Origin of the sequence: Streptococcus sp. 3613 (genome assembly GCF_013277375.1) — a bacterium.
Taxonomy (GTDB): Bacteria; Bacillota; Bacilli; order Lactobacillales; family Streptococcaceae; genus Streptococcus; species Streptococcus pseudopneumoniae.
On sequence record NZ_VMMV01000001.1, the window covers coordinates 1 to 13178 of the forward strand.

11 protein-coding genes and 3 pseudogenes are annotated in these 13178 nt (G+C 38.0%); 1 reads left to right on the forward strand and 13 read right to left on the reverse strand.

Annotation, left to right across the window (positions count from 1 at the left end; genetic code table 11):
• Positions 1-169: 169 nt before the first annotated feature.
• A complete protein-coding gene (locus tag HT708_RS00005; protein WP_023939680.1) occupies positions 170-2308 on the forward strand; it encodes an ATP-binding cassette domain-containing protein in 2139 nt (712 codons plus the stop codon).
• Between the two features lie 273 nt (positions 2309-2581).
• Here HT708_RS00005 and HT708_RS00010 read toward each other — a convergent pair.
• The 13 genes and pseudogenes from HT708_RS00010 to HT708_RS00070 all read right to left on the reverse strand — a co-directional run.
• Positions 2582-2728, reverse strand: a pseudogene (locus HT708_RS00010) (transposase); the annotation flags it as partial.
• Positions 2720-2971 (reverse strand): annotated as a pseudogene (locus tag HT708_RS00015) (phosphoribulokinase); the annotation flags it as partial. The pseudogenes HT708_RS00010 and HT708_RS00015, both read right to left, overlap by 9 nt.
• Positions 2968-3564: an anaerobic ribonucleoside-triphosphate reductase activating protein gene (gene nrdG, locus HT708_RS00020; RefSeq protein ID WP_054392570.1), complete on the reverse strand. Its 597-nt coding sequence runs from the start codon at positions 3562-3564 to the stop codon at positions 2968-2970. The pseudogene HT708_RS00015 and the gene nrdG, both read right to left, overlap by 4 nt.
• Before the next feature lie 5 nt (positions 3565-3569).
• Positions 3570-4070 (reverse strand): GNAT family N-acetyltransferase, encoded by a 501-nt coding sequence (locus tag HT708_RS00025; protein WP_054392569.1) that lies wholly within the window; start codon positions 4068-4070, stop codon positions 3570-3572.
• 43 nt (positions 4071-4113) lie between these two features.
• Positions 4114-4254: a hypothetical protein gene (locus tag HT708_RS00030; protein ID WP_000521618.1), complete on the reverse strand. Its 141-nt coding sequence runs from the start codon at positions 4252-4254 to the stop codon at positions 4114-4116.
• A gap of 11 nt (positions 4255-4265) precedes the next feature.
• Positions 4266-4952: a hypothetical protein gene (locus HT708_RS00035; protein ID WP_138702592.1), complete on the reverse strand. Its 687-nt coding sequence runs from the start codon at positions 4950-4952 to the stop codon at positions 4266-4268.
• A 102-nt stretch (positions 4953-5054) separates the two neighbouring features.
• Entirely contained in the window at positions 5055-7262 is a 2208-nt protein-coding gene (gene nrdD / locus HT708_RS00040; RefSeq protein ID WP_172925818.1) for an anaerobic ribonucleoside-triphosphate reductase, read from the reverse strand.
• Positions 7263-7381: 119 nt separating this feature from the next.
• Entirely contained in the window at positions 7382-8920 is a 1539-nt protein-coding gene (locus HT708_RS00045; RefSeq protein ID WP_166736638.1) for a damage-inducible protein CinA, read from the reverse strand.
• 255 nt (positions 8921-9175) lie between these two features.
• On the reverse strand, positions 9176-10708 hold the full coding sequence (gene cls / locus HT708_RS00050; RefSeq protein ID WP_166736637.1) for a cardiolipin synthase: 1533 nt from the start codon (positions 10706-10708) through the stop codon (positions 9176-9178).
• A gap of 107 nt (positions 10709-10815) precedes the next feature.
• Positions 10816-11280, reverse strand: a pseudogene (locus tag HT708_RS00055) (SP_0198 family lipoprotein).
• A gap of 83 nt (positions 11281-11363) precedes the next feature.
• A complete protein-coding gene (locus HT708_RS00060) occupies positions 11364-12614 on the reverse strand; it encodes a folylpolyglutamate synthase/dihydrofolate synthase family protein (protein WP_000464365.1) in 1251 nt (416 codons plus the stop codon).
• Between the two features lie 107 nt (positions 12615-12721).
• A complete protein-coding gene (locus HT708_RS00065; protein WP_166736636.1) occupies positions 12722-12859 on the reverse strand; it encodes a hypothetical protein in 138 nt (45 codons plus the stop codon).
• 9 nt (positions 12860-12868) lie between these two features.
• Complete coding sequence (locus HT708_RS00070; protein ID WP_000017620.1) at positions 12869-13174, reverse strand: DUF1292 domain-containing protein; 306 nt, start codon at positions 13172-13174, stop codon at positions 12869-12871.
• Positions 13175-13178: the final 4 nt, after the last annotated feature.

The window sequence follows — 13178 nt, forward strand, 5'->3', positions numbered from 1 at the left end:
AACTCAACTTTTATTTTTGGGAAAATATATTATATATCCATGGTGCTTAGTCAATTAAAAATAATAAAATCATACTGACATAAATTTGAACTATTTTAAAATTAACTAGTACCGTGATTCTACAGCAGGTTCTCATATTATTTTTAGATGTCATTGGAGAGTAAAAGGTATGTTGAAAATTTCAAATCTTGACAAAAAATATAAAGAAAAAATAGTTTTGAATTCAGTTACACTCAATATAGAAGACTCAAATAAAATTTATTCTTTAATAGGTGAAAGCGGAACAGGTAAATCAACATTGTTTAATATTTTATTTGGTTTAGATCAGGAGTATGAAGGAGAGTATACTTTATTCAAGCAAAACGCAAAAGAATATAGTTTGGATACATGGGCGCAGTTAAGAGAATCAAAGATAGGATTAGTTTTTCAAGATTATAAACTTTTGGAAGACTTTACTGTTTTTGAAAATTTAAAATTAGCAAGTAATGCACCGGATTCAGATATCGGAAGTATCATGAAAGAATTAGATATTTTTGATTTGAAATCTAAGTTTTGCTTTGAGTTAAGCGGAGGGCAAAAGCAGAGGGTAGCTCTTGCACGTGCAGCCATAAAAAAACCAAAGATTTTACTATTAGATGAACCTACAGGAAACTTAGATACTTCAACCAGCCAATTAGTTTTTAAATATCTACAAAAACTTAGAAATAGAGGGATTCTTATTTTCTATATCACTCATGATAGAGAGTTGGCTAATTTGGCAGATGTTGTATATGAGATAAAAGATAAAACAATTAAAGAAGTCAGGAGAACAGAGGAAAATATAAAGTTATCTGATAACTTCAACGAAAATACTCGAAAAATTCCCTTTAATTTTACTATAGATTATGTAAAATATAAGTCAATTCGAAATATGAAGAGGCAATTACTTCTAATAGTTCCTATGACTTTAATAATATCTATTTTTATACTAGGCTTTACTGCGTATCGTTCAGCTTCTTTACTTAGTTTTGAGAGTTTTTTTTCTGGAATAAGTGAAAGAGTCATAGTGGCATCTACTCAGCAACTCAATACAGATACAATAAAAGATTATAATGAAAATAATATACAAAGCCCTTATGATGGTAAGAGAATAGGTTTTTCGGATAAAGATAAACAACAAGTTGAATCTATTGATGGAATTGAGAAGGTAATTTTATTTAATCATGGTGTAAAATCTAATTATAACAATGCTTATAATAGTTTAAATTTAAATTTTTCTGAAAAAGATTTTTCTAGTAAAATAAGAAAGTTTAACTATGGCTGGAATAAAATTTCTTCACTTTCATTCAATTTCCAAAAACTCGATGTTCCTAAATACTTTATTTCAGATTATAATTCTGAGAATATAATCCTGTTATCAGGTGACTATCCAAAGGATGACAGTAATGAAGTTTTAGTACCAGATACTTTTATTTTGCAACATTTAAATACTGAAGACTATCAAAAAGTTCTTAGAAAAGAAATTGATTTGGAAACAGCAAATATATACTCTAAGGAAAAAAAGAATGATAAAGTAATAATTAGCGGTGTTTATCAAACATATTATCAAAATAGTTTGAAATCAAATTATCCAATTTACTCATCTTATTTTGAAGAATCTAATCTTGAATATTTTTTAAGTCAAGAATCATATGAGCATCACAAACAAATATTATCGTTGACTCCTGAAACATCAAAGGCTAGTAAAGACATTGTAGATAGTTATGAAAATTATGTAAATGCTGTAGGGACGAGCAAAGATGGATTGTTAATAAAAATAACTGGTGATGTAGAGACTATTTCTAAAAATCTGCAAAAACTATTTCCTAAGTATCGATTAGCTTCCAGATATGATATGAGGTCAGGAACTTTTAGTGATATTTATGGTAGCTTAGTGAGAATATTGATAGTTGGTTCGACTGTAATTTCTCTGGTCATAGGATTAGTAGTTGCATTTTTAAATAAGGGATATATAATCAATAGATCAAAAGAGTTAGCTATTTTATATAGCTTAGGGTATAAGAAAAAGTATATTTTTTCAATAATATTTTTTGACAATATATTAATTTTTCTTTTATCTTTCTTTAGTGCAGTGCTAATAACTACAGGATTAAATTTAGTTTATCTCAGTAAGACTGTGTACTTCTCCTATTTTTCATCGTTATCATCATTATCAAATATGGGATATATTTTTGCACTTGTTATATTGATGATGTTAGTATCGGATATATGGGGGTTGAACACTGTTAAACAAAGGCAACTCCGGAAATTTTTGAATAATCAATTTTAACAATGTTAATCAAGAGTTTATTACATCAAATTTTGTGAACACTCTTTGATTTTAGCTAAAATATCTCATTGTCATGGATATTGGGAGGCTTTAAGATATTAAAAGAGAGGGAATTGAACTCAGTAATATCATTAATTTAATGAGCTAACTATTTGAATAGAAGATATGATTGAAATCATCAAAGCGATTCTCTATCCTATCTTCTATTTTTTTGCATAACAAACAGAGGGGGGCACCCCATTTTTTGAGATTTATGTTACTCTATAGATATAGTTAATTGAAACAAGAGCAGGACAGAAGAGACTCGTAAAAGGTATTGCAACTTGGTAATACCTTTTTGAGGTGCTTTTTGATATGAGCCCATGTTTTCTCAATAGGATTGTACTCAGATGAGTAGGGAGGAAGAGGTAAAAGTTCATGCGCCACCGGCAGACAAGCTGTCACCTTTTGATTTGGTGCGTCCTTTGGCACTACCAGATGGCGTTCTGAGGTGATATAAGGATCTGTTTCTAGCAAATTTACTGTAGTAGAATCTAAAGCTTGGTACAATTCTTGAGCAAAGGTTGATTTACCCGAAGCTCCATGACCGTATATTCCCAGTGTCCTGACTTTCCCCGTCTCGATCTCTGAGACTAGTTGGTCTACTAAGTCTTTTTTCTTCATTCTCTCTTCACCTGTTCATAGCTTTCTTTTCCGTAATTGAGCTTGTCCCAAATCACTACTTGCCCACTTTTGAGCGATTTTTGCACATCGATAACTCGTTGGTTAGACGAACCTCGAAACTGGAGCATATGATTTCTCTTAGTTCGATCATATCGTCCATCGACAAGAATGTCAATCAGTGACAAGAGTTCCAGTTTATCTGGAGTTTCCAACATCATTTCTTCCCAAGTGTAGCCGGTCCAGGACCAGATGTCCTTGTCTGGCAATTCCTTCCGAATCCGCTTAGCAAGTGGCAAGAGAATCCCAGTATTAAGAAAAGGCTCCCCTCCCAGCAAGGTCAAGCCTTGAACATAAGGTTGAGCGAGATCTTCCATGATCTGTTCTTCTAATTCTGCTGTATAGGGAATTCCGGCATTGAAGGACCAGGTGGCAACATTATAGCACCCCTCGCAGTGGAACATACAGCCTGCGACATAGAGGGAGTTGCGCACGCCTTCTCCATCGACAAAGTTAAAGGCCTTGTAATCAATAATCCGCCCTTTACTAAGCTCCTCGCTTTTCCATTCACCAGGTTTTGGTGTATTCCATGTCATGCTGTCTACTCCAAGTCTATCCAATAGCGCTCAGTTCCGTTTCGAACATCCTCCAACTCCCCACCATTAGCTAAGATAACAGCTCGGCTTGCTGGATTTTCTGTGCTACAAGTCACTAAAGCTCGTTTAATATTCTTTTCCTTAGCAACTTGCAAGCCCTGACGGAGAGTTTCCTTAGCATAACCCTTGCCTCTTTCTGATGGACGAATGGAGTAGCCAATGTGGCCAGCATGATTCAGCAAGCCCTCATGTAGTCTCAGCCGTAGATTCAAAAAGCCTAAAGCATGGCCTGATTTATCAAACAATACGAACTGAATTGATGGAACGCGATTTTCCAGCAATCCTATTCCCATTTCTTTTTGCATATTTGTTTCCAACCACTCTTCATACACAAAGTTCTCTGTATCCCAGAATCCTCCGTCATGGGCTGATTGGGTCTGCTCAAACTCTGCCATCATCTCTAAAACTGTTTCTTTATCTGCTAATCTTGGTCTTCGTAGTTCCATCCTTACCTCCCACTAAGAGAAAAGCGAGAGCTGACTCTCACTTTTATTTCTTCTTATTCTTATTTAAAAATTGTTCTCTGAGGTTGAGCAAGCGTTCTTTTTTACCAGCTCCACCTTTAGAGTGTTTCTCGTGATAACGGGTCACTTGTGCGCGTCCCTTATCGTCTAATTGATATTTTCCCATGTTTTCCTTTTCTAATGCTTCAATTCATTGTATTGATTATAAATAGTTTCATACTCATCTGCCATTTTACGGTCAAGCTCTTTAAATACTTTATCATCCGAATATTTTAACTCATGAATATCAAATTTATTATATACTTTGTATTTTTCAAATAATTCTTTTCCTTGATGTGAGTTTTTCATTGCCACTAAATACAATTGAAATGATTCATTATATTCCGCTAATATGTAAAAGTAACGATAATAACCAATTTGCTCCTTTGCTTCAATCGATGTGGCTAAAGGTGCCGAATGAATAATCTTACTTCCATCCTCCTCTCGAATTTCATCTGAAAAATATAAATTAACTTCACCGTTTTGGAGCTCCTCTCTTTTAAAAAGAAGATACGGACGTTTCGAACTACCGCTTTGAATGACATTTCCATTCTTAGATAGCAGTTTTAATTGTTGAACACCATTTAATTCACGAATATTTATATTATAGTTTAACGTCTTATCTACAATCGTAAGCCCTTCAAACCCCATTATTGTAGCTGGAGCATGCAACTTAGGGGGAGTCGTCTCTATATCTGTAATCTCAATTCCATATTCTTTTCTAGCTACATTATTCGCCTCTTTTGAAAGACTATTTGCCTGTTCTGCTATAGTATTAGCCACCTTGCTTAATTGATTCGATTGAGCACTGATGGAAATCCCCATAAAACCAATTACAAACGTCTCTACTACAAACCGATAATTACTTTTTATCCAACATAATACTCTTCTTATCATCTAATTGATATTTTCCCATTTCATTTCTTTCTAATTTGTTACTTGATGGCCAGCTATTTTAATAGTTGAGCCATTCATGTGTTTGACACGCGCAGCGATTTCCTTGTGACGTCCATTAACCATCGGACGCGCTTGAGGATTACCTAAATATCCACAAGTCCGTTTAACAACGTCTACTGTTTTAGGGTCGCTATTGCCACAGTTAGGGCAAGCAAAGCCCCTCTCAGTTGGTTCAAAATCCCCTTCAAAGTCACACTTGTAGCAACGGTCTATTGGAGTATTGATCCCAAGATAGCCCACACGGTCATAGGCATAATCCCAGACAGCTTCCAGAGCCTTAGGATTTTGCTGGAGGACTGGATACTCACAATAATGGATGAAACCACCTGACGCACCTGCTTCTGGATAGACTTTCTCAAAGTCCAATTTTTCAAACGGTGTTGGATTTTTACGAACATCGTAGTGGAAAGAATTAGTGTAGTATTCCTTGTCTGTGATATCAGGAATAGAGCCAAACTTGTCTGTATCTAGTCGGCAGAAACGGTCTGTCAGACTTTCAGATGGTGTTGAGTAGATAGAAAAATGATAGCCATATTGGTCAGACCACTCTTCTACACGGCGTTTCATATCACGAATGATATCCAGCGTGAATTCCTTGGCTTCTGGATTGTGTTCCCAGCTATTTCCAAAGAAGACGGTAGCCACTTCGTACAAACCGATGTAACCCAGCGAAACGGTTGCCCGACGATTCTTAAAGAGCTGGTCAACACTTTCTTCTTTACCTAGACGATGACCAAAAGCACCGTACTGATAAAGGATAGGAGCATTGGCTGGTGTTGCTTCTTTAGTTCGTTCGACACGGTAAACCAGAGCATCTTCAGCGATATTCATCCGCTCATTGAAGATTTCCCAGAACTTATTCATGTCGCCCTCAGACTCAAGGGCAATACGAGGCAGGTTAACCGTCACAACACCCAGATTCATGCGACCTGAATTGACTTCTACACCATTTTCGTCTTTCCATCCTTGGAGGAAAGAACGACAGCCCATAGGTACCTTGAAGAAACCTGTCAAGTCAACAATCTTATCATAGGACAAAACATCCGGATACATCCGCTTGGTTGCACACTCAAGAGCCAACTGCTTAATATCGTAGTTGGGAGTCCCTTCTTCCAAGTTAAGGCCTCTTTTCAGCGTAAAAATCAGTTTAGGGAAGATAGCCGTTCGATGTTCTGAACCAAGGCCCTTGATTCGGATGTTCAAGATAGCTTTTTGAATTTCACGCTCAAAACGACTAGTTCCTAGACCAAAACCTAGCGAAGTAAAAGGTGTTTGCCCATTTGAAGTGAAGAGAGTGTTGATTTCATACTCGAGAGATTGCATGGCATCATAGATGTCCTTTTGCGTTTTCTTCCAAGCGTAATCTTCCCGTTTTTCAGGCAAAACCCATTCTTCCGCATCTTTGAGATGTTTTTGATAGTTCTTCTCTGCATAAGGCGCCAAAACTTCATCGATACGGTCAGCTGAACAGCCACCGTACTGGCTAGAAGCAACGTTGGCGATGATTTGGGAAATCTGAGCTGTTGCAGTCTGGATAGACTTAGGACTTTCCACCTCTGCATTTCCAATCTTAAAACCATTTTCCAACATACCTTTAAAATCAATCAAACAGCAGTTGGTCATAGGTGTATAGGGACTGTAGTCCAAATCGTGATAGTGGATATCCCCTTTTTGGTGGGCATTGGCTACGTGCTTGGGAAGCATTTGCAGTCCGATTGATTTCCCAACAATGCCTGCTGTCAAATCACGCTGGGTATTAAAGACGTCGCTGTCTTTATTGGCATTTTCATTGACAACTGCCTGATCTTTGTTGAGAAGCTTATGGATACTAAAGTTGATATCCGTCGCTTTTGAACGCTCAAAATCCCTTTGTGTCCGATAAGTAATATACTCCTCAGCCAGCGCATATTCTTTGGCTTCAAGCAGTTCATGTTCTACGATATTTTGAATTTCGTAAATCTTAACCCCCTGTGGAAAGCGACTATGAATTTCTGTGACAATTCGCTCGGTCAGAGCATTTAGGCGTTTTTCGACCAAGGGTGTCACATCCATAACCTTGTCAGCCGCCTTGTGGAGAGCCTTGTCAATCTTATCCACATCAAATACAACACGTCTCCCATCTCGTTTCTCGACGAAGAGAGTTGGCAAAATTGTAATTTTTTCTTCTAGTGCAATCATATGCATGCTCTTTTCTAAAATGTTCTTTCTAAAAAGTATTATACCACTCTAAAAAGAAAAATCAATATCTTGTGTTAAAAATCCTAAAATTTTTAAAAATACACAAGATATTGATTTGGTTATTTAATTTTATAGACTTTAAACTCTGAGTAATCAGTCTTTACTTGTTGGTAATTTTCTTTTAAGAGTATCTCCACTTCAGACCAGACTGGCACCTTGTCATTTACCACAATCACCTTAGGTTGTTTTTCTTTCAAGTCATTAAGTAACTTATTCCGATTTTCCTCAGTTGCTGTATAGTGCAACGGGGACAAAATAGCCGATGGCGACAAGCGCTCACTCTTACGATAAAGAGTTGCAGTATCATCCCATGCATAGATAGCATCTTCCGTATTTGTCTCCTCTTTTACCAAATCAGCAAGACGATTACGTTCTTGATAAGGTACCGGATAAAGGACAAACTTCATCAAAAAAGGAACAGTCAAAAGATAGACAAGCCCTAAAACTGGCAGATATAGATTTCCTTTAAAAAAACGACTCCATAGGCTAACTGGCGTTTCTCTTCGTCTTCTTCTAACACTACGCCCCCTCTGTTGACTCTTAATATTGGTTACCAATAAAAGTAGGAAAACAGGGAAGACGACCATCAAATAAGAAGCGTGCAGAGGCTCTTGTGAAAAGAAAAGCAAAATCAAACCTAAAATTGTCACAAGACTTGCAGGAACCGAAATGACGTATAGTTTAGAAGGTTTGGATTGAAAGAGACCTAAAAAGATACAAACCACAAATCCCAAACCAAGGGACAACAAGCCATAAAAAGCCATATTCTCTAAAATTTTAGAAGTGAAATCAAAGCGAATACTGTCAATGGGATAGCGAATACCACTAATGGCATCCCCAAAACTTCCTGTTGCAACACTATAGTAGGCAGTTGGATAAAAGACCAGTGAAAAACCTAAAGTCACTGCAAGAAACTGATAAAATCCATGTGCAAAGCGTCTATGCCCAAGGTTAAAGACCAACAAGCCTAAACTCACTACAGCAATAAACAGGAGCGATGCCAAGGGAGCAAAGAAAAATCCGCCTGCCAAAGCCAGCCCAATCCGTACAAATCCCTTATCATGGCTTGGATTGCTTAGATAAGCCGCAACTAAACTAAAGGCTGCGAATAAGAAAGGAAGCGCTAAAAGAGTCGCATAACCTCCACCAAAAGCAAGACCTGTAACTAGCATGTAAAAAATAGTCACTACTTGTCCAGCTTGGTCTCCTTGCTCTGTCAAGGTGTCTGCCGATCGAAAGAGGAAAAATCCTCCTGCTACCAAGGCTAACCACTCAAAGATGGCAAAGAAAAATCCGCCCTGAGTCACGTAAGTCAGCAAATAATAAAGCAAACCTTGACTTCCATAATAGTCGCTATAAATCTTCCCTGTCTGATGAAGCGCCCAACCTGCATAAAAATCCTGCACTTCCTGTGCACTCATTAAATCGAGTAATAGCGGTACTCCTAGAGTTATCCCCGTTACAAGTGTACTCCATAGTAAAATTTTCACCAAAGGAAGACGACTTGATTCACGATGATGCAATTCTTGTTTGATTTGGTATTCTAGAGGTTCACGATTCTCCTGATGAACTTCTTCTACTCTACCATACACACTCATATCGTTTCTCCTATTCAATTTATCTGTCTTAGTATATCAAAAAGTCCTAGGATTGTCAGCTTGCGATGGCTGTTTGAGTGATTTTTTGCATAAGTTTACAAAGATTTCAATCTCCCGAAAGCGGTGTAAATGTGTCTGTTTAAATGACATGATATAATCCAATTCTTTCTGAGTCAGCATCGTCCCTCCCTATATCTTTCTATTCGTAAAAAGCAAGAAAAAGAGGACTGGTTTGTGTCCTAAGTCCTAGATTTCTTATAAGATTGGGGCGAATAACTGGGCAATTTCTTTTACAAGTTTTTGATACCAGCTCGTTTTGATAGAATGAGGATAGACTTCCTGAGAATCTGCAAATATATTTTGAAAATCTCGGGCTATTTCCATTATAGAAGGAGTTTTATAGAGTAAGACTGCATTTTCATAATGGTGTACCAAGCTCCGGTAGTCGAGATTGATTGTCCCCACCACCGCAAAATCTTCGTCTACCAACATCTGCTTACTATGAATAAAACCTGGACTATACTCATAAATTCGAACACCAGCAGAAAGAAGGTCTGGATAAGCGCCTCTTGTGACTAACTGAATGAACTTCTTATCTGGTATGTAAGGGGTAACAATCCGAACATCGACCCCTCTCATAGCTGCATTTTTGATTGTCTCCGTTAAATCATAGTCTATGATCAAATAAGGTGTCGTAATATAGACCGATTCCGTTGCTTGATTGATCAAACTCTGATAAACCTTTTTCCCTACCTGCGTTCGAAAAATTGGCTTGGGTCCACTTCCGTATGGAATGGTTAAACCGTCACTTGGGATAGAATGATTTTCTAAATGATATTGATCAAAATCACTAATCTCTCCTCGATTGATGTACCAAGTGGTTAAAAACAAGCGTGTCAGGGCTTTTACTGCTAGTCCGTCTAAGCGAATTCCACTATCCTTCCAATAACCAAATCTCTCGACATGGTTAATGTACTCATCGGCTAAGTTAATGCCTCCTGTATAAGCTATCTGACCATCAACAATCAATATTTTTCTATGATCTCTGTTATTATAGGCCACTGTCAAACGAGGAATAACTTTATTGAATTTATGGGCCTCGATGCCCAGCTGACGAAGTCGATGTGCATAATCTCCTGTTAAAGTAGCCATACAGCCGATATCATCATAGAGCAGTTTAACCTCAACTCCTTGAGCGACCTTTTGCTCTAGTATATCTAGTATGCGATTCCACATCAAACCTTCTTCTATAATGTAATATTCCAAGAAAATAAATTTTTCAGCCTTTTTAAGATCTTCTACCATCTTTTTCCACATAGCTTCTCCGTTAGGAAAAAATGTAGAGGCAGTTTGATCATAGACATCGGCATTGGTATCCATACTCAATAAGGACTTGATGACGCCATATGCCGCCTTGTCACTTTCTTTTAATTCCTCTTTTAGTAGCTGGCTATTTGCTTCTTGGAAATGCATGGAGTCTAGCTTCTTCAGTTGTTTGATTTCTTTTTTGGACAATCTCCTCTCACCAAACATCAGATAGAGCAAGGGGCCAAATACTGGCACAAAGGCTACTAATAACCAGGTTACCTTATTCTCAGGAGTCGTATTACGGTTGACTATCGAAATAATTGTGATGATACTCAGTAGAATGAGAACAGTAATCCATAAAATGGGAGCCATGCGTCCTAAATAAAGAAAGAGACCAAAAGCCAGACAAAGTTCAAGTAGCATAATCGAAAGACTAAAGCCATACTTGGACATCAATAATTGAAATTTTCTATATTTCATATCTCCTCCTTGATATTTTGAATGCTAAAAACAAGTAATTGATACTAGTATAACTCAGGTATTCGACAGAAGGCAAGTATTTATGATTATTTTCTACTTGCATAGTCTTATTTAGTTAAAACGATTTGGTCCGATGGGTCTCTAGCCATATCATCTACGATGATTTGATTACCGTTTACAGTGTAAATTTTGACATCATCACCAATAATCATGCGTTGATTTGCTGCATCAAATGTGACCTGTTTGACTTTCTGATCCCCGTCAGATTCGAGCTCAGTCCATGTACCAGTCGTTCCAGTTACCACTAAAGTAATACGGTCTCCGTCATCCTGACCGGTATAAGTCCCATCAATATCAGTCGGTTGAGCCTCAGGTGCATTTTATGAAGAACTTGTTGCTACCTGGTTTGTATTTTCTGTAGACGATGAAGCAGTAGGTTGTGATTGCTGAGTTTGTTGTGTTTGCGCTTGAGCTGCTGGTTGTTGAATCTGTTGAGCTCTTTGTGAACAAGCTACTAAGAGACTAAGACTTGCTAGAGAAGCAAGAGAACGTGTGAATCTTGTTAATTTCATGATGGATTTCCTTTCTGCTACCAATTTAGAGAAATTTTCTCTAACCAGCAATTCCCCTAGTATAACAAGTTCAAAAAAGGTGGTCAATTTATCTGTTCATGCCCCAGCAGGTAGCTCCGTACTTCTGAGATAAAATAGAGAGACCCTGTAATGAATAACAAGTCCTGCGTATCGGCTTTTTCTTCGAAACTGCTGATAAATTCTCGGTAAGAAGAAACTATATCGTAACCTGTTACATCTGTCTCATCCAAAGAACCTTGATAGTCAAAGCCAGTCACCTTGAGTTCCACCTGAGGTAAATTTTCAGTCAGATAACCCAACATCCCTTGATAATCCTTCCGTTTCAAGGCTCCAAATAGGATTTGAGGACGATAGGCTTCCTGCTCTTTTTCTTTGATAAACTCAACCAAGCGAGTCAAGGCAGGGAGGTTATGAGCACCATCCAAGTAAATCTGTGGGCGAATACGCTCCAAACGTCCAGCCCAATGGGTCTTCTCCAAAGCCTGTCTTACAACCTGCTCATAAACAACTTCCTTTCCTTCTCCCATAAAGAGAAGAAATGCTTGCAACGCCAAGGCCGCATTTTCCTGCTGATAAGCTCCTTCTAAGCCTATGTTCAGCTGTGAAAGATTTAGTAAAGAGCTTGAAAAATTACCATTCAGCATTGAAAAATCTTGACCTGCCTGATAAAGATCAACAGCTAAAGAGTCTGCTTTTTTCTGACAGACAAGCCTAGCTTCTGGAGGCAATTTCGCAATCACTGCCTTCTTACCAGCCTTGAAAATACCAGCTTTCTGCTCTGCGATTGCTTCCAGACTATCACCCAAGGTTTCCTGATGGTCAAGCCCAATGGAGGTGATAACAGCAAGCTCTCCAGTTACCACATTGGTCGTGTCAAGTAAGCCGCCAATTCCCACTTCTAGTAAAACCAAATCCACTTCTTGCTCTCTAAAATAAAGAAAAGCAATCAAGGTCAGCAGTTCAAAAAAGGACAACTGATCATGGGTTTGCAGAAGCGTTTTCTCCATCTCCTTGACCTGCTCAGCCAAACGGATAAAGTCTGTGTCTGCTATAGATTGCCCATTAATGCAGATTCGATCATTGATAGAGACGATATGAGGGGAGGTAAAGGTCGCGACTTTTTTGCCATGCCCCATAAATAACTCCCTCATAAAAGCAATGGTAGATCCTTTCCCATTAGTCCCTGTTACATGGATAATAGGATAAGACTTCTCTGGATTCCCTAACAAATCCACCGCTTGCTGTATTCGGCCTAAACCTGATCGAAAATTCAAACCAATCCGACTATAAAGCCATTCTCCTACTTCAAACATACACATCTCCTTGACAAAAGTCTAATCAATTATCTAGCAAAATTCCGTAGATAACAAAAAATGAGGTCAGGATTTTCGTCCCGACCTCTCACCTGGTTAGCTAATCACTAACAACTATGAATATTAACTTGGGCTAAAACATCCACAGGACGTTCCAACTCTTCCCCATTTCTGGGAGTTGGGCTGATACAGTCTCCCAGACTACCTGCGTTTCTAATTTCTAGCGCTGGGCTAAAAACGTCCACAGGACGTTTTTACTCCTCCATAAAACTATTGAAGACTTCTTCAATCATGTTCCATTCGTCTTCTGAGTCTTCTGGGATTGGTTGCAATTCGCCTTCTGTTCCATCTTCGTTTTCGATGAATGAGTAAGCTTGGATTTCAACTTGTCCGTCTTCGTCTTCTTCTGCGTTAACTGGTACTAGAAGAACATAGTTTTTACCAAATTCTTCTTTTCCATCAATTGTCAAAAGGATTTCAAACAAGGTTTCATTTCCTTGCTCATCTACTAGTGTGATTAGTTCACGTTCTTCGTGGTCGTGGTTATGATCGTGTGACATATCC

Excerpts from the sequence above, each read along its gene's own strand:
- HT708_RS00005 (WP_023939680.1), top strand. The coding sequence starts at position 170 with ATGTTGAAAATTTCAAATCTTGACAAAAAATATAAAGAAAAAATAGTT.
- nrdG (WP_054392570.1), bottom strand. The coding sequence starts at position 3,564 with ATGACATGGAATACACCAAAACCTGGTGAATGGAAAAGCGAGGAGCTT.
- HT708_RS00025 (WP_054392569.1), bottom strand. The coding sequence starts at position 4,070 with ATGGAACTACGAAGACCAAGATTAGCAGATAAAGAAACAGTTTTAGAG.
- HT708_RS00030 (WP_000521618.1), bottom strand. The coding sequence starts at position 4,254 with ATGGGAAAATATCAATTAGACGATAAGGGACGCGCACAAGTGACCCGT.
- HT708_RS00035 (WP_138702592.1), bottom strand. The coding sequence starts at position 4,952 with ATGGGGATTTCCATCAGTGCTCAATCGAATCAATTAAGCAAGGTGGCT.
- nrdD (WP_172925818.1), bottom strand. The coding sequence starts at position 7,262 with ATGATTGCACTAGAAGAAAAAATTACAATTTTGCCAACTCTCTTCGTC.
- HT708_RS00045 (WP_166736638.1), bottom strand. The coding sequence starts at position 8,920 with ATGAGTGTGTATGGTAGAGTAGAAGAAGTTCATCAGGAGAATCGTGAA.
- cls (WP_166736637.1), bottom strand. The coding sequence starts at position 10,708 with ATGAAATATAGAAAATTTCAATTATTGATGTCCAAGTATGGCTTTAGT.
- HT708_RS00060 (WP_000464365.1), bottom strand. The coding sequence starts at position 12,614 with ATGTTTGAAGTAGGAGAATGGCTTTATAGTCGGATTGGTTTGAATTTT.
- HT708_RS00070 (WP_000017620.1), bottom strand. The coding sequence starts at position 13,174 with ATGTCACACGATCATAACCACGACCACGAAGAACGTGAACTAATCACA.